This is a genomic window from Chryseobacterium sp. P1-3, assembly GCF_000738495.1.
Taxonomy (GTDB): domain Bacteria; phylum Bacteroidota; class Bacteroidia; order Flavobacteriales; family Weeksellaceae; genus Chryseobacterium; species Chryseobacterium gallinarum.
Genome location: NZ_JPEQ01000009.1, coordinates 1 through 18,152, shown reverse-complemented (window position 1 = coordinate 18,152; position 18,152 = coordinate 1). Strand labels below are relative to the sequence as shown.

Below are 18,152 nucleotides of genomic sequence, written 5' to 3'. Positions count from 1 at the left end.
ATCGCTTTAAATAATTCCTTAGTGTTTAATACAAAAAATTTTTCTTTTTAAGCAACAATTTGCTCTTTATGCATTAAATAATTTAAAGTTTTGTTAAGATTTAATTCATATTAGCAAATCTAAATTTTGTTGACAGTCCGATATAATACTATTTTATCATAAAACGATATTATTTTTTCAGGGAATTCAAACAACCTTAGCTAACATCCTAACCACAAGACACTTATAAACAAACTCAAACCACATAAAAAGAGGATTTATTCTACTTTTTATTAACAATAAAATCCGGACGCACAGGTCCGGATTTTGGGAGTATATAATTTTATAGCATGGGCATTATTCAATTTTTTTAACACCTTTAAACTGTTCCTTAAATTCCGACGGGGTCGTTTTTTTTGATGGATTTAAAAACTTTATTAAAATTGGCAATATTATTAAAGCCTGCCTCAAAAGCAATTTCAAAAACAGTGAGATTTTTCTCCATCAGCCAACGGGCTGCATAGCTGATTCTTATCTCATTAAGATAATTCACAAATGTTTTACCTGTCCTTTTTTTTAATGAATCTGTTGAACGTCACATTACTCATATTCACAAGAGAAGCCACTTTGCTCAATGTTATTTTATTTTCAAAATTTTTTATGAACGAAGTCGTGTACAATCTTCATTTTATCATTATCGGCAAAAGTTTCCAATTCTATACTATATGATGATAGAAACTTTTTATCTTCTGCAACGGCCAATTCGTTGAGGATCTTCATAATCTCTATAAACGATTCAAAACTATTCATTTTTGAGAGATTCAAAAACGAGTCTTTTAGTTTTTCTGCAGTCTCAGTAGAAAACAGGATTCCCCTGATGGAATCTTTCATCAGATTATTAATAGGTTTCAGGATATTCTTCTCCATTAATGCCTGATGAAAGAAATCCTGATTGAATTGTATGGTAATCTCGTGGGTTTTTCTGTTTTTACACCGGTAGTTTGCCCAACAATGCGGCAAATTGGGGCCTACCAATACCAGTTCAATATTTCCTATCTCACCTGTATGGTCACCTATCATTCTGCGGTATCCTTTTCCCTTATATATAAAATTAATTTCAATTTCAGGATGATAATGATAAGGGAAATCAAACGACGCCTTGATCCTGTCAAACACAAGAAAACTATCTTCCGGAGAAAGTGGAGTTATTTCCCTCAAAATATTTTCTAATTCACTCATTCACCTTTTTTGAAAAATTATATAATATAAACCGCAGTACAAATCTTTGTAAAATTGATAAAATAATATCAATGTAAAAAACATATTTTGTTTTTTTTCATTCATCATATACTTTCAATAGATGAAGAAAGTACCGTCTGAATCATTGAGTCCTTTTGCAATCACACTTTTTCGTATCTTTAAAAATCATTATTAAATTAAACCACAAAATATTATGAGACGTAACGCAACAGCCGTTTGGAACGGTACCATCAAAGAAGGAAAAGGGCATTTAACTACCCAAAGCACCACTTTTAAATCAAACTCAGTATTCTTTTAACAGCCGTTTTGCGGATGGCGTGGGAACAAATCCGGAAGAATTATTAGCGGCTGCCCATGCAGGATGCTTCACTATGAAATTAGATGCGGAACTGTCACAGGCAGGTTATCAGCCTGAAGAGCTAAAAACAACTTCTGTCATCACCCTGGACCCCAATATCGGAAAAATCACTAAATCAGAATTGACTTTAACGGCTAAGGTTCCGGGAATTTCAGAAGAAGAATTTCAAAAATATGCTAAAATTGCAGAAGAAGGATGTCCTGTAAGTGCTGCCTTTAATTTTGAGATTACACTGAATGCCACCTTAGAACAGTAATCACTTACTCTATTAAATCTGGGTTCAGATCTGCTCAGATTTAATTTTCAATTAAAATATACCATTTGGTATATTTTTGTATATTTGTATTAGAATTAATTGTTTACATGTCTAAAGCAGAGAAAACAAAACAACTCATTATTGAGAAAACAGCGGCTCTTTTTTAATACAAAAGGCTACATCGCCACATCTCTTTCAGATATCACCCAGGCTACCGGACTTACAAAAGGAAGTATTTATGGAAATTTTGAAAATAAAGATGAAGTCGCTATTGAAGTTTATAAATATAATGCAGGCTTACTAAGCCAAACTATCAACCGTTCATTTGGGGATGAATATCCTACTGCTGTAAAGAAACTTAAGGCTTTTGTGGATTTTTACAGGAAAAACTGGCCGATTGTGTTTTCAAACGGAGGCTGTCCTCTGATGAATGCAGCAACTGAAGCAGATGATTCTTTTCCGGCTCTTAAAAAACACGTTAAAAACTCTTTTACGATATGGATGACGAAAGTATCTGAAGTGATATTACAGGGGCAAAAAACCGGAGAAATTAGTAAAAAAGTAAGTGCTGAGCAATATGCCTCACTATTTATTATGCTTATCGAAGGAGGAATACTGCTTTCGAAAACGCTGGGAGATCAAAGCTATCTGGATCGTGCTTTGGATAAAATTTCCCATATGATTGACCATGAATTAACAATCCTTCCATCATAAATTTACCCTTATGGAAACAAAAAAAGTGGCTATTGTAGGATACAACAGAATCCCATTTGCCAGAATGAATACTGCCTACACGGAACAAGGAAACCAGGAGCTATTATTAGTTGCTTTGAATGGTCTTATAGACCGTTATCACTTAAAAGGCAAACGGCTCGGGGAAGTTGCCGGTGGCGCAGTGATCAAACATATCTCTGAAAGTAACCTCATCAGGGAAACTGTTATGAATACTTCGCTTGATCCTGCTACTCCCGCCTGTGATCTTCAACAGGCTTGTGATACAGGTATTGAAGCAGCCATTTATATCGGGAATAAAATTGCTTTGGGCCAGATTGAAAGCGGTATCGCATGCGGTGTAGAAGCCATGAGCAACATTCCTTTTGAATCTTCATCAAGAGTAAGGAAAGCTTTATTAAAAGCCAATAAAGAAAAGTCTGCATTCGGAAAGATCAAACATCTGCTGAGCCCCCGGTTAAAAGACTGGATACCCATTCCCTATAAAGGGCAGGAGCCTAAAACCGGGCTGGTGATGGGAGAGCATACTGAAATTACAGCAAAATATTATCAGATTTCAAGACAGGAACAGGATGAATTAGCACTCAGAAGCCACCAAAATATGGCAAAAGCTTATGATGAAGGCTTTTTTGATGATATGATTACACCGGCTTTTGGCCTGGATAAAGATAACAACCTGCGCAGGGATACAAGTTTAGAAAAACTATCACAATTAAAGCCGGCTTTTGATAAGCAAAACGGAACACTTACAGCCGGAAATTCCACCCCTTTTACAGATGGTGCTTCAGCTGTATTATTAGCCAGTGAAGAATGGGCAAAAGCCAATAACCTTCCTGTTTTAGCTTATATTACTTTTTCAGAATTAGCCGGAATAGAATATGTTACAAACCAACAAAACCTGCTTTTAGCACCTGTTTTTGCTGCTGAAAGAATGCTTAAAAAAGCTGAAATGAATTTAGAAGATTTCGACTTTTATGAGATTCATGAAGCTTTTGCTGCACAGGTTTTAGCAACCTTAAAAATCTGGGAAGATGATACCCTCGCTAAGCAATTCGGATTAGAAAAATCGCTTGGAAAGATCGACAGAAATAAGCTGAATGTAAAAGGAGGCAGTCTTGCTGCAGCTCATCCTTTTGCGGCAACAGGTGGAAGAATCATCGCTACTTTGGCAAAACTTCTTCACGAAAAAGGGAACGGAAAGGGCTTTATTTCCATTTGCGCAGCCCGTGGACAGGGAGTAACCATGATTTTGGAAAAGTAATATTATAAGGTAACAAACTTGTTTTTCTAAAGGTAATTTTTATTATGCAATAAATAATATGGACAATTATTAGTCTATAGCGGAAGAAAAATGATAATATTGCAACCGAAATTATGCAGGTATGGGTAAATCGGTTTTACTCATAAAAATCAATCTATTAAAATTAATAACTAAAATATGAAAAGAGTTGTCATTACAGGATTAGGCGCTGTGACGCCTTTGGGAAATAATGTTGAAGATTTTTGGCAAAATAGTATTAAAGGTGTGAGCGGAGCAGGATTAATTACTCATTTTGATTCTGAAAAATTTAAAGTGCACTTTGCCTGTGAGGTAAAAAACTTTGATCCTAAAATTCACCTTACGCACAACGAAATTAAAAGAAGTGACCTATTCACTCAATATGCAATGTATGCTTCCTCAGAGGCCATTCAGGATTCCGGGCTGGAGCTGGAGAAAATGGATCCGTTTGATACCGGAGTTATCTGGGGTACAGGACAAGGGGGTATGTGGACCTTTGAAAAGGAAGTCATGGATTTTGCACAAGGGGACGGCACGCCACGCTTCAATCCGTTTTTCGTGCCCAAGTTCATTGCGAATATGGCCTCAGGAATGATTTCCATGAAATATGGACTTCAGGGAATCAATTATACAACGATTTCTGCCTGTGCCACAGGAAATACAGCATTGATGGATGCCTTTAATTATATCCGTCTTGGAAAAGCAAAGGTCATTATCAGTGGAGGCTCTGAAGCTGCGATCACACCGGCTTCCATAGGAGGTTTCTCCATTATGAAAGCCATGTCTACAAGAAATGATGATTTCACAACTGCAAGCCGTCCTTATGATGCGGAGAGGGATGGTTTTGTTATGGGTGAAGGTGCAGGAGCCTTGGTTCTTGAAGAATATGAGCATGCTGTAGCCAGAGGAGCGAAAATCTATGCGGAATTAGCAGGAGCAGCCATGACGGCAGACGCCTATCACATGACAGCACCTCACCCGGAAGGAGCAGGAGCTATAAAAGCTATGCAATTAGCCGTAAAAGAAGCCGGTGCCAATATGGAAGACATCGATTATATTAACCCGCATGCTACATCAACACCTCTTGGAGATTTGATTGAATTGAAAGCGATCAATAATGCATTCAAAGGAAGTAAAAGCCTTGATATCAGTGCAACGAAGTCTATGACCGGACACTTATTGGGTGCTGCCGGAGCAGTAGAAGCGATTCTTTCAATCAAAGCTATTCAAAACGGAATTATTCCTCCAACGATCAACCTGCACAGCATTGATGAGAATATTCCTCAGGATATCAATATCGTTTTCGGAGAAGCGAAAGAAAAAGAGATCAAATTTGCTTTGAGTAATGCTTTTGGATTTGGTGGACACAATGCAACTGTTGTTTTCAAAAAATTCAGCTAATTCTGAAATAAAAATATTTGTAATCCCTATGTTTCTGCATAGGGATTTTTTATTTGCTCTCGTAGATAGCACAAACTTTTAGTTATTGAAGGTAGATTGTATGAAAGTTTTTTATTAATCACAGATGGACATGGATTTTCACAGATGATAACGCATAACAATGACCTCATATTTTAGAAAAATGAATCTCCATTAATAATTTTAATTAAAGCATAAACATCTGTGCAGATCTGCTAAAATCTGTAGTTAATGATTTTGAACCCAATATACACACAACTATATGCTGCATTCAATTCATATATAAACAGAAAAGCAGTCTCACCGACTGCTTCTTTTCTTATGCTTTTAACCATTCCGAAGAGGAAAGATAATTCTGATCGGGATAGTAGATGAACAGAAGATTTCTTCCTTTTATCGTATTAATAATGGGCTGTGTAAGTTCTTTAGGAACTGCCGGACATCCCCAGCTTCTTCCAATTCTTTTGTGCATCGCAGCAAAGGAATCACTTACATAATCTGCCCCGTGCATGACAATTGCCCTTCTATACGCCGCATCATTAAATCCTTTATCCATTCCCAATAGTCTTAAAGAATATCCGTTGTCTCCCTGGTAGGTTGCATCCGTGATATAAAAACCTAAGCTGCTCTGCAACGAACTTTCCCTGTTAGAAAAATTCGTCGCAAATTCTTCGCCTGTATTTTTTCCGTGGGCAACCAATGAGTTGAATAATACTTTTTTATCATTAATATCAATAATCCAAAGCCTTTTTGTATTGGAAGACATAGAAAAATCGCAGATAGTTAATAAATGCGAATCCTGGTTAAGCAATCCTGCTTTCTTTAAATTTTCAAAACCAGTTAATGCTTTTGAGAAAACCTCATAATTTAATTCGTGTTCCGGGTCAAATGCAATGGATTGATATAGTGCTTCTGATGAAGATATGCTTGTATTCTTCTCAGATTTCGTTTCAATTACTCTTTCAGTTTTTTGTTGTTTTGACATGCTCATTCTTCACTACCGCTTTCGGAGAAATGTAGAATGACGTCGTAACCATGTATACAAGGCCTATTACGCCATAAAGTCCTTTCATTCAATAATATATTAATTCCAGATTAGTGGGGCAAAATTATAAAAACATCGTTACCAGCCAGTTATAAATCTAAAAAGTTTAACTGAATTTAAGAAACTTTAACGTCCTGATTTCGTGAATTAAAGGCTTATTTTTGAGTATCGGGGGCAAATTCCAGGCTAATGGAATTCATGCAATATCTCAATCCTGTGGGCTTTGGCCCATCGTCAAAAACATGTCCCAGATGAGAGTCACATCTTTTGCAAAGGACTTCTACCCTATCCATTCCGTAAGACTGATCTCTTTTATAGTACACTCCTTCTTTATCCGCTTCAAAAAAACTTGGCCAGCCACAACTGCTTGTAAATTTCGAAGTAGAGCGGAATAAATGGTTCCCGCAAACGGCACAATAATACTCTCCGGTTTCATCAAATTCATTGTATTTTCCGGTAAAAGCCCTTTCTGTAGCAGCTTCCCGGGCAATAGCATACAAATCGGGAGCCAGTATCTTTTTCCATTCTTCGTTGGAAATGTTCAATTTGGCAGTATCTGTTCTGGAATAGTATGGATTATTTTTTGCTTCTGTATTTTCCATAAGAGTCATTTTAATAGGTTGATGCTTCTGCTCGCATGCTTGCAGAAAAAATTAATATGATACCTGAAACTAAAAAATTTCATTACCGGGTAAGTGCTGTAAAGTTTTTAAAAATAAATTTTTATGACTTTTGAGTTTAATAGTAAATAGTTTCATAACCAAATTTAGTAAATTTGAGAATATGAATGACGAAGCAAAAAGAAAACAACTTAGGAAATATAAAGCATTTGCAACGGGGCTATTTGTTCTGATGGCTGTTATTTTCATTGTAACAACTATTGTACAGAAGTCTGATAATTCCCATTGGATCGGCTATGTACGGGCTTTTGCTGAAGCAGCCATGGTAGGGGCACTAGCAGACTGGTTCGCTGTAACCGCTCTGTTCCGCCATCCGCTGGGACTTCCGATTCCTCATACCAATCTGATTGAAAATAGTAAGCAAAGACTTGGGGACAATCTGGGAAGTTTTGTAGTCAGCAATTTTCTTTCTCCACAGAATATTCGTCCCTATATTCAAAAGCTCAAAGTATCCAGCTTCGTCGGAGAATGGATGAGTAAACAAAAAAACCAGGATATCCTGATTAAAAATCTTTCCGATATTGTACTTGATATTCTTAACAGGCTTGATGATTCCACAGTAAGCCAGTTTATCAGCAAAAAAAGTTTCTGAAATGACTGATGATGTTAAGCTTAATACTGTGGTAGGAAACGGAATCAATTATATTCTGGAGAAAAATGACCATCAGAGGATTATTACTAATCTTTCAAAACAGATTAAAGAGTACATTCTTGAAAATGATGAAATGATCAAAGAACGTGTGAAAAAAGGCAGCTACTCCTTTGTCCCGTCATTTGTAGATAATAAAATAGCTGATAAGATCGCTGATGGACTGGCAGAATTCTTTAAAGAAATTGAAGAAAACCCCCAACATGAGGTAAGAGCATTAATCACACAAAAAATCCATGAGTTTTCGGTTGACCTGAAAGAAGATCCTAAATGGGAAGATGAGTTTAAAACCATTAAAAACGGGCTTTTAAAGAATGACAAACTGGAAGAATATTCCAATGACATATGGATCTCTATTAAGCGGACCTTGATGAAAGAACTTCAGGATTCGCATTCAGCATTGAAAAATTATCTGACGAAAAACCTGAATGAATTTTCACAGAATTTAAAAACGGATGAAAACCTTCAGAATAAAATTGATCATTGGGTACGGGTAACTGCTTACAAATATATACTCAGAAATACCCACCAGTTTGGAAACCTCATCAGTACCACGGTAGGAAACTGGCAAGGAAAAGAGCTGAGTGAAAAACTGGAGCTGGAAGTAGGAAAAGACCTTCAGTTTATCCGCGTTAATGGAACATTAGTAGGAGGCCTGGTAGGTTTACTCATCTATACTGTTGCCCATTTCTTCATCTGAAACCCCTGATCATTAACCATGAAAAAAACTTTTACTCTATTCCTTTCGGGGATTTTCATCTTTTGCTTCAGCCAAAAGGTTGAGCTGAAATCAGTGACAGATTCTTCACAGGTTTTTAAAGGAGAAATTTCCGGTATCCCCATTACCCTGCACCTGAATTATACAGGGGTTATAGATTGTAACCAGTACCAGCATTTCGTGGAAGGATGGTATTATTATGATAAGTATCAAAAGAAAATTCCATTAACCGGAGTGTATGATGAAGGAGATCTATTGCTCTATTATTTTGGCAAAAAGCAACAGCAGCAAGCCAAGGCTTTTAAAGAAAAAATAACTTCTCCAAGATGGGTTGAAAAAACAGACAGTATCGCTCAAAAATTCCGTCCCGCCGAAAGCTTTACCTTTAAAAGATCAGCATCAGGCCATGACATTCAGGGAATCTTTACACTAGGGAATCAACCTCAACAGGCCAAGCTCTATACCAAAAACAGTATGATCTATCGGTATAACAATTATTTACTTCTCCCGAACAATAAAAAGATCAATACTTTTGACATCATCAACCGGGCCGGCGGAAACAGCCTGGTATCCACGGCATCAGATAGTTCCGGGAACAGGGTATTGCTCTATTTTGAGCAGGTTTCCAACTTTAATTACTGTGGGATGTGTGGTGCCAGTGACGGAGAAAAAGGCTACAGGGTCTTATATTTTACTAAAGACTGGAACTATAAAAATTATGAACAATTCCTTACCGAAAGCTGCAGGGAATCGATTTATAATACAATATCTTCTTCATCAAAAGACGCCAAAACATTAAAGTTCAGTGTTAAGAAAACCTCATCCTCCCCGGGATATTCATTTACAGTGGATGTCAGAAATGCTGCTATTACAAAATCCAAATAAAAGAGAGTCCGTGGCTGAACTCTCTTTTTGATATTTATCTTGGTAATCTGCTCGCTCTTTTCAGAAGCTCCCTATTGATGTCGTTAATCAATTCCGGGCCTTCGTAAATAAATCCTGTATAAAGCTGTATAAGGCTCGCTCCTGCGTCCAGCTTTTCAATCGCATCTTTCGCAGAGTGAATACCTCCTACTCCAATGATCGGGAATGCCCTGTTGCTTTTATCGGAAAGGTATCTGATCATTTTTGTACTCCTTTCACGAATTGGTTTTCCGCTTAAACCTCCGTTTCCTATTTGTTCCAGAACTTCAGGAGGGGTTTTCAGCCCATCTCTGTTGACAGAAGTATTGGAGACAATCACACCATCGATTTTGGTTTCTGCGATCAGTTCGACAATTTCATCTAACTGATTGTTGTTAAGATCTGGAGCAATTTTCAGGAGAATAGGCTTCTGTACAGATTTTGACTGATTGATTTTCTTTACTTCCGTAATCAATTCGCGCAGATAATCTACATCTTCAAGTTTTGCGTGACTACCCACATTCGGGCAGCTTACATTGAGTACAAAATAATCTACATGGGGATGAAGGCCTTCAAAACATTCAAGATAATCGCGGGTATAGTTTTCAGGACTTGTGTCTGTATTTTTCCCGATATTTCCTCCTATGATTATTTTTCCTTTGTTGGATTTCAGTTTTTCAATAGCGGCCTCAAGACCATCATTATTGAAACCCATCCTGTTGATGATTCCCCCGTCTTCGATTAAACGGAATAATCTCTTCTTCGGATTTCCAGCCTGAGCCTTTGGTGTTACCGTTCCGATTTCTACAAAGCCGAACCCCAAATCAGCCAATTCGTTGAACAAAACTGCATTTTTATCAAAACCGGCAGCCAATCCCACAGGATTTTTAAATTTCAATCCGAAAACTTCTCTTTCCAGACGCTTGTCTTCAATAGGTTTTGGGAAAAATAATCTGGTAAGAAATCCAAAAATTTTTTAGCATTGAAAACGTAAAATGATGAACTTCTTCAGGATCAAATTTAAAAAGAATCGGGCGAATGAGCGATTTGTACATTGAAAAAAAAGTTTTACAAAATTACTCATTTTAAAATTAATACATAGATTATCCTAGATGTTTTATCAAAATTGTATGATATACACTATCTATAAGAGATGAAAACAGCAGTAAATTTTTGAGATAATCCTTGTTCGAAATAATCCTTGTCAAGGATATGCTTCTTCTTGAATAAGTTAAGAATACTGGCCCAAATCAAAATTCAAAATCTCTCCTACTCTTTTGAACTCTTCATCTACAGTAGCGTTCAGGATCATTTTTTCATTGGTAACAGGATGATTGAAAATTAATTGGTGAGCATGCAGTGTCATTTTGTTAATACCGAATGTTTGGAGCCACAATTTGTTCTGTTTATTGCAGCCGTGTTTGCGACAGCCTAAAATGGGATGCAAAATATGTTTAAAATGTTTTCTCAACTGATGAAATCTCCCTGTTTCAGGAATAGCTTCCACTAAACAATATCTTGAAGTCTGATGTTTTAAAAAAGGTAAATCAATTTCTGATTTTTGCAAAAGATGATAATACGTAATGGCATTTTGCCTGACTTCATTTTCATTGATCAGATCATAATCGATGGTCTCTTCTTCTTTCGCCCAGCCTCGCAGAATAGCAATATACTTTTTTTCCACTTCCCGGGTTGCAAAACGTTCGCTCATGATTCTCAACATCTCTTTATCTAAGGTAAACAACAAAACACCCGAAGTTTTGCGGTCTAACCTATGCACAGGATAAACTTTTTGCCCGATTTGTCTTCTTAATTCCTGAATAGCATAAGTATCTGCCTCTCCTGTATAAAAAGATTTGTGAACCAATAATCCGCTGGGTTTGTTGATGGCGATAATATGCTCGTCACGATAAAGGATTTCTAACATGGAGCAAAAGTAGAGATTTTCGATTGATTCTTGTTTCATTAGAAACTTTAAAAATGTAAGAGATCATTGTTATTCTAAACCTAACGGGTTTTAAAAACCCGTTAGGTTTTGTAAGCAAACTAAAATCAATAGCTCTGATTGAGCGGCCTTTCTTCTTTTCCGGGATTAGGCGCGGCGGCGGAGCCGCCGCGCCTAATCCCGGAAAAAGCGAGTAACGAAAACAGGTCCCGGTTCCTGATAAATCTCAGCTAACATCTTTATTAGTTTTAATATTTTCGCAAAAAAATTAATCATGAAAAACTTTTTTAAGCGCTTTTATTGGTAAGCTTATTCTTTATGTCAACATCAGCCCAGGTTTCCGACTCTCTTAAATTAGGTAAGACCAACCGGGAATTTTTTATTAAAGGTGATCAGAAATATAAATTTTCCGAATACAAAAAAGTATTTACCAATCCCGAAGCACTGGCGTATATGAAAAAAGCCAATACCAACAGTACTGTTTCACAGGTTTTTGCAGCTGTAGGTGGCGGTTTTATAGGTTTCGGGCTTGCAAAGGAGCTACTGAGGAATAAAACAGTATACCGTAATGGTATTGCCTATAAAGAAAAGCAAGCTGGCGGCTGGGGGCTTATTGGTATAGGCCTTGGCTGTGTAGGAGTAGGAATTCCTTTTGCCATTAGTGCAGGGAAGAATTTAAAAAAAGCAGTCGATACCCAAAATCAGGGGGCAGGATCTGATGAGTCAAAGGTCACGTCCTACAGGCTTGATATCCGGGGAAACGGTATTGCGTTAAGCTATAATTTCTAAAAATATTTAAAAAGCAGTTTTTTAACTGCTTTTTTTGTTGAATCTCATGATTTTGGATCCAATTTGCTATTTTTGCACATCAGACGTAAAAAAATTATGGCAAAGCAAGAAGATGTTTTCAAGAAAGTGATTTCTCACGCTAAAGAATATGGTTTTATTTTCCCTTCGAGTGAGATCTATGATGGGTTATCCGCTGTTTATGATTATGGACAAAACGGGGCCGAACTCAAAAATAATATCAAGCAATACTGGTGGAAAGCTATGGTACAGCTTAACGAGAATATTGTGGGTATTGATTCGGCCATCCTAATGCACCCGACCACTTGGAAAGCATCCGGCCACGTAGACGCTTTTAACGATCCACTGATTGATAATAAAGATTCTAAGAAACGTTTCAGAGCAGACGTTTTTGGTGGAAGATTACTGTGCGAAAATAGAAGATAAGGAGAGTAAAGAAATCGAAAAAGCAGCGAAGAGATTCGGGGACGCTTTCGATAAGGCTCAATTTGAGGCTACGAATCCCAAAATTCTGGAGTACAGGGCGAAAAGAGAAGCTATCCTTTCAAGATTGGCAAAGTCATTGGAAAATGAAGACCTTGCTGATGTAAAGGCTTTGATTGAGGAGCTTGAAATTGCTGATCCTGATACGGGTTCTAAAAACTGGACCGAGGTAAGACAGTTCAACTTAATGTTCGGAACTAAGCTTGGAGCTTCTGCTGAAAATGCTATGGACCTTTACTTAAGACCGGAAACTGCACAGGGTATTTTTGTGAATTATCTGAATGTACAGAAGACCTCACGTCACAAGCTTCCTTTTGGTATTGCACAAATTGGTAAAGCCTTCAGGAATGAAATCGTGGCAAGACAGTTTATTTTCAGGATGCGTGAATTTGAGCAAATGGAAATGCAGTTTTTCGTAGCTCCGGGTACGGAACTTGAATTCTACGAGCAGTGGAAGCAGAAACGTCTGAACTGGCACCTGGCTTTAGGATTAGGGAATGAAAACTACAGATTCCATGACCATGAGAAGCTGGCTCACTACGCCAATGCTGCGGCAGATATTGAGTTTAATTTCCCATTTGGTTTTAAAGAACTGGAAGGTATTCATTCCAGAACGGATTTTGACCTGAAGGCTCATGAGAAATTCTCAGGAAGAAAATTACAATTCTTCGATCCTGAAAGAAATGAAAACTATGTTCCTTATGTAGTGGAAACCTCTGTAGGATTAGACAGATTATTCCTTTCTATCTTTTCGCACTGCTTAAAAGACGAAGTGTTGGAAGACGGTTCGGAAAGAACTGTTTTATCTTTACCTCCGGCTCTGGCACCCATCAAAGCTGCTATTCTTCCATTAATGAAGAAGGACGGACTGGCGGAATATGCAGAAAAAATCTTCAATGACCTGAAATACGATTTCAACTTATTCTACGAAGAAAAAGATGCTATCGGAAAACGTTACAGAAGACAGGATGCCATCGGTACTCCATATTGTATCACAGTAGATCATGATTCTTTAACAGATCATACAGTTACCATCAGAGACAGGGATACGATGCAACAGGAAAGAGTTCCGGTGTCAGAATTGAGAAGGATTATTGATGAAAAAACCAACTTCAGAAATTTACTTTCAAAAATATAGTATAAAGGCCCTGATTTTTTCAGGGCTTTTTCATTTTCAAAAAAAAAGTATATTCATATTGTGAAAATGATTATTTTTTGACGCAGCTTAAAAAAAACTAATTATAACCATGAAGAAATTAATTATCTCATCACTAGCGATAGCAGTGATCTCAAGTTGTAGCTCATCAAATGATGATATCTCAAACAACAATAACAATGATACTACTCCTTACCTCTTAAAAAAAATCGACTGAGCTTACTCAGGATGGCCAATCTTATGTTATAGAATATAAGTACAACGGAACTAAAATAACCGAATCCCTTGATGTTACAGACAATAAAAAGACAGTATATACTTATGACGGTGATAATATTGTAAAAACGGAAGTGTATAATAAGAATGGCGTACTGCAGGTTATGAGAGAGTTTACTTATTCCAACGGAAAACTGGTTTCTGAAAAAGTAACCGATAAACACCAGCTAGGGACATTGGTTTACACAGAAAATTATCAATATCTGAGTGACAACCATATAAAGCTCAATGATTTCCACTCCGTTACCTATGACCCGGCTACAGGGACGTATTCAAACATTCAATACGTAGAGAAAGATATTTATCTTGATGCTAACGGGAACCTGCTTTCCAGCACTTATACACATAATGGAACGACATACAGTACTACGTTTACTTATGACGGAAATAACCACCCTATGAAAAATGTAAAAGGCTTTGTGAAAATGGATATGTTCTCTCTTGGAGACGGCGAAGTGGCTTACAGCAATCTGGCTACAGCAAACGGGAAGTATACAGGAGCCGTGAGCGGAACAACTCAAACCAAAGGAACTCATACTCTTAATGCCGCCAATTATCCTACCAAATCGGTAATGAAGTATACAAGCTCTTCTTTCGGAACCAATGAGCATACTTATCTTTACGAATATAATAAGTAATTCTTTATTGTATCACAATATATAGCCCTGGAATTCTTTCAGGGCTTTTTTTATTTAATCATTTATCCATTCATTTTCATTTTTCTAACCAAATTATTTTACATTTGTTGAAGACGATTCACAAATAATATGAGAATACTGAAGTACATGATAGGAGGTGCCATAGCCGGTGCTGCCGCTGCTTATCTTATGGGATACGATTATTTATTCAGCGGAATTTCCAAAACGTATCTTAAAGGAAAATCAAGCGCCTATATTGATGACGGGAATCTTTTTCCCGGCAATCCTATTGTAACGGAATCTCCTAAGCTATGGGAAGAGGATCCTGAATATAACAAAAAAGAATTACCTAAACATTTAGTTGAAAACTTAAAACATTCCAGAACAGCAGCTTTTGTAGTGATACCGAAAAGGAAGGATTCTCCATGAGCAATATTGGGAAGGATATAATCAGCTGTCACAAACCAATTCTTTTTCTATGGCAAAAGCCGTTACCGTCATGCTTTTGGGAAAGGCTCTGGAAGAAGGCATCATTCAAACCATTGATGAAAGGCTGGCCAATCTGTATCCTGAGTTTAAAGAGAAAACATTTGGAGACCTGGTCACTCTTAAGAACCTGGCCCAAATGGAAGCAGGGCTTGATTGGGATGAAAATTACAACAACCCATTTCTGCCTAATGCAAAAGCCTATTATGGAAGAAGCCTGGTGAAGGCAGTATTTTCAAGAAAGTTTAAACAAGAACCCGGAACACAGTTTGAATATCAAAGCGGCTCTACCCAGCTTCTCGGATTCGCTCTGAAAAAAGCCTTAGGAAAACCATTGGCAACTTATCTTTCCGAAAAATTCTGGATCCCTTTGGGAATGGAACAAAATGCCAAATGGAGTACAGACGGGTATGGCATGGAAAAAACCTATTGCTGTATCCACTCCAATGCACGGGATTTTGCCAAACTGGGACAGCTCTTTTTAGATGACGGCAAATCAGAAAATCAACAGGTTCTCAATACAGACTTTATTGAGCAGATGAGGACTCCTACAGAGAAATCGGAAGGGATATATGGAATGGGGCTCTGGATCAATAATGATAATCCGGTCAGGCATTATTATTTCCAGGGATTACAAGGACAATACATTATTGTAGTTCCTGACTATGATATGGTCATTGTGAGAACGGGAAGCTATCTCAATAGTCCTAAAAACGACAGAGGAAGACCTGACCAGGTAAAATTCCTCGTTAATGAAACCGTACAATTATTCCAATAAATATATGACAGAGCAATACAGCATAAAAGTTGATGAATACATCGAAAAATCTCCGGATTTTGCTAAACCCATCTTAACCTACCTCCGTGAAATGATTCATGAAGTATGTCCGGATGCGGAAGAAACTATCAAATGGAAGTTTCCCACTTTCATGTATAAAGGAAAAATACTCTGCTCTATTACTTCTTTCAAGCAGTATTGCAGCCTTGGATTCTGGCTTCATCAGGAAATGAAAACGCTGAAAGAACTGGAAACTTCTGCTGAAAAAAGCTCGATGTTCAGTCTGGGAAAAATCACCAAAATGGAAGATCTCCCTTCCAGACATCAGCTCAAAAAGGCTATCAAAGAAGCCATGGAACTTACAGATATGGGGGTTACCATGAAAAAGGCAGCTCCTTCCAAAATGGAAATGGAAGTTCCTGATTATTTTCAGTCTGCCTTAGATACTAATAAAAAAGCGTTGGAAGTTTTTCAGAAAGCATCCCCATCATTCAGAAAGGAATATATCTCCTGGATTACTGAAGCGAAAACAGAAGCTACACGTAATAAAAGAATAGAACAGTCTTTGGAATGGATGGCTGAAGGTAAAGGTCGTAATTGGAAGTACGAAAAAAAATAACACAAAAACTCATGAGGAAAAGAAATTATTCCTTTTCCTAAGACTATCGACCTTTTAAAGATTAATGAAACCTGAAATTGGCTTCAGGCAAAATATTGTTTTTTAAGAAGGCCTCATATTCCGGGGAAAGTTTTGCACGGCCAAAAGTATTTTCACCACTCATGCTTCCCAGGCGGACCTTATCTTTACCGTATTTCCGGTTCATAGCATCCATAGCTCTCATAACGGGAAGATGCTGGTTTTGTATATCTTCTTCAAACAGGCTGATTTGTCTTTGATCCTCTGGCACAAAATCATTGACGATAACACCTGCTCTTTTATAATGAAAGCCGTCTTTATAGATTGCTTCAAAAAGTTCATTCACTACCCTTCCTATCAGAATAGAGGAATTGGTAGGATTGGAAAGGATACGGGTCATGGCATTCCTGTATTCAGGGAGATCCTTTCTGAAGCGGTTGGTCTGCACAAAAACGGTGATCATTTTACAGCACGTATTTTGTTTTCTGAGCCTTTCAGAGCAGTACATTCCGAAAGTTTCCACCCGTTCTCTCACCTCCTCCTTTCTGGTCAGCATCTCCATAAAACTTCTGGTTACTGCTATGGATTTTTTGGGAGCAGGAGTATCCAGCTCCAATTGCCGGATCCCTTTCAGCTCATTAATCATCCTTACCCCATGGATCCCCATAATCTTCCGTACCCACATTTCCGGCTTCTGAAGGAGGTCCCATGCCTTGTACACCCCATTATCGTGCATCTTAGCTGCCAATCTTCTTCCTATTCCCCATACAGCTTCTATTGGCAGCCATTTTAGTGCTTTTTCAATTTTTTCAGGAGTATCCAGGAGATAAACTCCATTAAAATTTTCCGGGAAATCTTTTACAATTCTATTAGCCACTTTACATAAGGTTTTTGTAGGGGCAATACCTATGCTTACAGGGATGCTCTCCTTCTCATAGATCTCAGTTTTAATTTTAAGACAATATTCGTGGATGTCAATATACTTATAGCCCGTAAGATCAAGGAAGAGCTCATCAATACTGTAAACCTCATGTTCCAATACATAGGATTTGGCAATATTAATAACCATTTGGCTTTTATAATTGTACAGCTCAAATTTGGCAGAAAAACTTTTCACATCATGCTTCTGAAAGAGCTCCTTGTATTTGAAAGCCGGGGCAGCCATGGGAATGCCCAGGTCTTTTGCTTCTTTACTTCTGGACACAACGCATCCGTCGTTGTTGGAAAGAACCACAACGGGCTTGCCTTCAAGTTCAGGATCCAGGGTCCTTTCACAGGAAACAAAAAAATTATTGCAATCTACCAGGGCATACATAGCAATTGTGTTGTAAATGTCTATACAAAATTATTGTTTTTAAAGAATAAAAAAATCTTTTAGACCAGAATTAACATCACATTTAACATATTGAAAAACAAATGAATGATCTTTTAAAATGCGACATGTTTTGTCGCATTAACCTGCTAGTTTTGTGTTCAAAAACATTTTTTTTGACAATGAATCCTCTTCAGCTGTCTTGCATCAATGCAAGAATAGCTCAATCTTATCAGAGCTTCAATAAGAACTTATAAAGCTCATCATCATTACGAAAGTATAACTTTCAACAAAAAGATTGAAATTGTTAAAAAAATTTCATCAAACACGTCAAGTTTCGTCGCAAAGACCCTGTA

At 37.4% G+C, this 18,152-nt stretch carries 17 protein-coding genes and 3 pseudogenes; 13 read left to right on the top strand and 7 right to left on the bottom strand.

Going from position 1 to position 18,152, the window contains the following annotated elements; translation table 11 throughout:
* Positions 1–370 precede the first annotated feature (370 nt).
* Together HX13_RS26075 and HX13_RS13840 are read right to left on the bottom strand one after the other, a co-directional pair.
* Entirely contained in the window at positions 371–532 is a 162-nt protein-coding gene (locus HX13_RS26075) for a helix-turn-helix domain-containing protein (RefSeq protein WP_316931319.1), read from the bottom strand.
* A gap of 95 nt (positions 533–627) precedes the next feature.
* Positions 628–1,218, bottom strand: a complete 591-nt coding sequence (locus HX13_RS13840; protein WP_316931317.1) for an AraC family ligand binding domain-containing protein — start codon at positions 1,216–1,218, stop codon at positions 628–630.
* 214 nt (positions 1,219–1,432) lie between these two features.
* Here HX13_RS13840 and HX13_RS13835 point away from each other — a divergent pair.
* The 4 genes and pseudogenes from HX13_RS13835 to fabF all read left to right on the top strand — a co-directional run bounded on the left by HX13_RS13835 (position 1,433) and on the right by fabF (position 5,265).
* Positions 1,433–1,853, top strand: a pseudogene (locus tag HX13_RS13835) (OsmC family protein).
* Positions 1,854–1,994: 141 nt separating this feature from the next.
* Entirely contained in the window at positions 1,995–2,567 is a 573-nt protein-coding gene (locus tag HX13_RS13830) for a TetR/AcrR family transcriptional regulator (RefSeq protein ID WP_238555348.1), read from the top strand.
* A 10-nt stretch (positions 2,568–2,577) separates the two neighbouring features.
* Positions 2,578–3,846 carry an acetyl-CoA C-acetyltransferase gene (locus HX13_RS13825; RefSeq protein ID WP_050021596.1) on the top strand — a complete coding sequence of 423 codons (1,269 nt, stop codon included), beginning with the start codon at positions 2,578–2,580 and terminating at the stop codon, positions 3,844–3,846.
* A 177-nt stretch (positions 3,847–4,023) separates the two neighbouring features.
* Entirely contained in the window at positions 4,024–5,265 is a 1,242-nt protein-coding gene (gene fabF / locus HX13_RS13820; protein WP_050021595.1) for a beta-ketoacyl-ACP synthase II, read from the top strand.
* Positions 5,266–5,602: 337 nt separating this feature from the next.
* On the opposite strand, the gene HX13_RS13815 is transcribed toward fabF, so the two are convergent.
* Entirely contained in the window at positions 5,603–6,268 is a 666-nt protein-coding gene (locus HX13_RS13815) for a murein L,D-transpeptidase catalytic domain family protein (protein WP_238555347.1), read from the bottom strand.
* Between the two features lie 215 nt (positions 6,269–6,483).
* The gene (gene msrB / locus HX13_RS13810) at positions 6,484–6,930 is read right to left on the bottom strand and encodes a peptide-methionine (R)-S-oxide reductase MsrB (protein ID WP_128572420.1); all 447 of its coding nucleotides are present in this window, start codon (positions 6,928–6,930) and stop codon (positions 6,484–6,486) included.
* A 181-nt stretch (positions 6,931–7,111) separates the two neighbouring features.
* Between msrB and HX13_RS24385 the strand changes: the two genes are divergently transcribed.
* From HX13_RS24385 to HX13_RS13800, 3 genes are read left to right on the top strand one after another with little or no spacing between them, the layout of a single operon-like run.
* Positions 7,112–7,600 (top strand): DUF445 family protein, encoded by a 489-nt coding sequence (locus tag HX13_RS24385; RefSeq protein WP_238555346.1) that lies wholly within the window; start codon positions 7,112–7,114, stop codon positions 7,598–7,600.
* A gap of 1 nt (position 7,601) precedes the next feature.
* Positions 7,602–8,357 carry a DUF445 domain-containing protein gene (locus tag HX13_RS24380; protein ID WP_238555345.1) on the top strand — a complete coding sequence of 252 codons (756 nt, stop codon included), beginning with the start codon at positions 7,602–7,604 and terminating at the stop codon, positions 8,355–8,357.
* Between the two features lie 18 nt (positions 8,358–8,375).
* Positions 8,376–9,260 (top strand): hypothetical protein, encoded by an 885-nt coding sequence (locus HX13_RS13800; RefSeq protein WP_050021593.1) that lies wholly within the window; start codon positions 8,376–8,378, stop codon positions 9,258–9,260.
* Between the two features lie 34 nt (positions 9,261–9,294).
* Here HX13_RS13800 and HX13_RS13795 read toward each other — a convergent pair.
* Positions 9,295–10,333 (bottom strand): annotated as a pseudogene (locus HX13_RS13795) (quinone-dependent dihydroorotate dehydrogenase).
* A 176-nt stretch (positions 10,334–10,509) separates the two neighbouring features.
* On the bottom strand, positions 10,510–11,205 hold the full coding sequence (locus HX13_RS13790; protein ID WP_050021592.1) for a pseudouridine synthase: 696 nt from the start codon (positions 11,203–11,205) through the stop codon (positions 10,510–10,512).
* Between the two features lie 336 nt (positions 11,206–11,541).
* Here HX13_RS13790 and HX13_RS13785 point away from each other — a divergent pair, with 336 nt between their 5' ends.
* The 6 genes and pseudogenes from HX13_RS13785 to HX13_RS13765 all read left to right on the top strand — a co-directional run bounded on the left by HX13_RS13785 (position 11,542) and on the right by HX13_RS13765 (position 16,466).
* The gene (locus tag HX13_RS13785) at positions 11,542–12,012 is read left to right on the top strand and encodes a hypothetical protein (RefSeq protein WP_050021591.1); all 471 of its coding nucleotides are present in this window, start codon (positions 11,542–11,544) and stop codon (positions 12,010–12,012) included.
* A gap of 96 nt (positions 12,013–12,108) precedes the next feature.
* Positions 12,109–13,651, top strand: a pseudogene (locus HX13_RS13780) (glycine--tRNA ligase).
* A 368-nt stretch (positions 13,652–14,019) separates the two neighbouring features.
* Complete coding sequence (locus tag HX13_RS13775) at positions 14,020–14,583, top strand: hypothetical protein (protein WP_128572419.1); 564 nt, start codon at positions 14,020–14,022, stop codon at positions 14,581–14,583.
* A gap of 129 nt (positions 14,584–14,712) precedes the next feature.
* Complete coding sequence (locus HX13_RS24375) at positions 14,713–15,012, top strand: hypothetical protein (protein ID WP_238555344.1); 300 nt, start codon at positions 14,713–14,715, stop codon at positions 15,010–15,012.
* Entirely contained in the window at positions 15,002–15,847 is an 846-nt protein-coding gene (locus HX13_RS13770; RefSeq protein ID WP_316931320.1) for a serine hydrolase, read from the top strand. The genes HX13_RS24375 and HX13_RS13770 overlap by 11 nt, the downstream gene beginning before the upstream one ends.
* Positions 15,822–16,466, top strand: a complete 645-nt coding sequence (locus HX13_RS13765) for a YdeI/OmpD-associated family protein (protein ID WP_238555343.1) — start codon at positions 15,822–15,824, stop codon at positions 16,464–16,466. Before HX13_RS13770 ends, HX13_RS13765 begins: the two co-directional genes overlap by 26 nt.
* 61 nt (positions 16,467–16,527) lie before the next feature.
* Here HX13_RS13765 and HX13_RS13760 read toward each other — a convergent pair whose 3' ends face one another.
* Positions 16,528–17,799, bottom strand: a complete 1,272-nt coding sequence (locus HX13_RS13760; RefSeq protein WP_050021589.1) for a Y-family DNA polymerase — start codon at positions 17,797–17,799, stop codon at positions 16,528–16,530.
* Positions 17,800–18,152 lie beyond the last annotated feature (353 nt).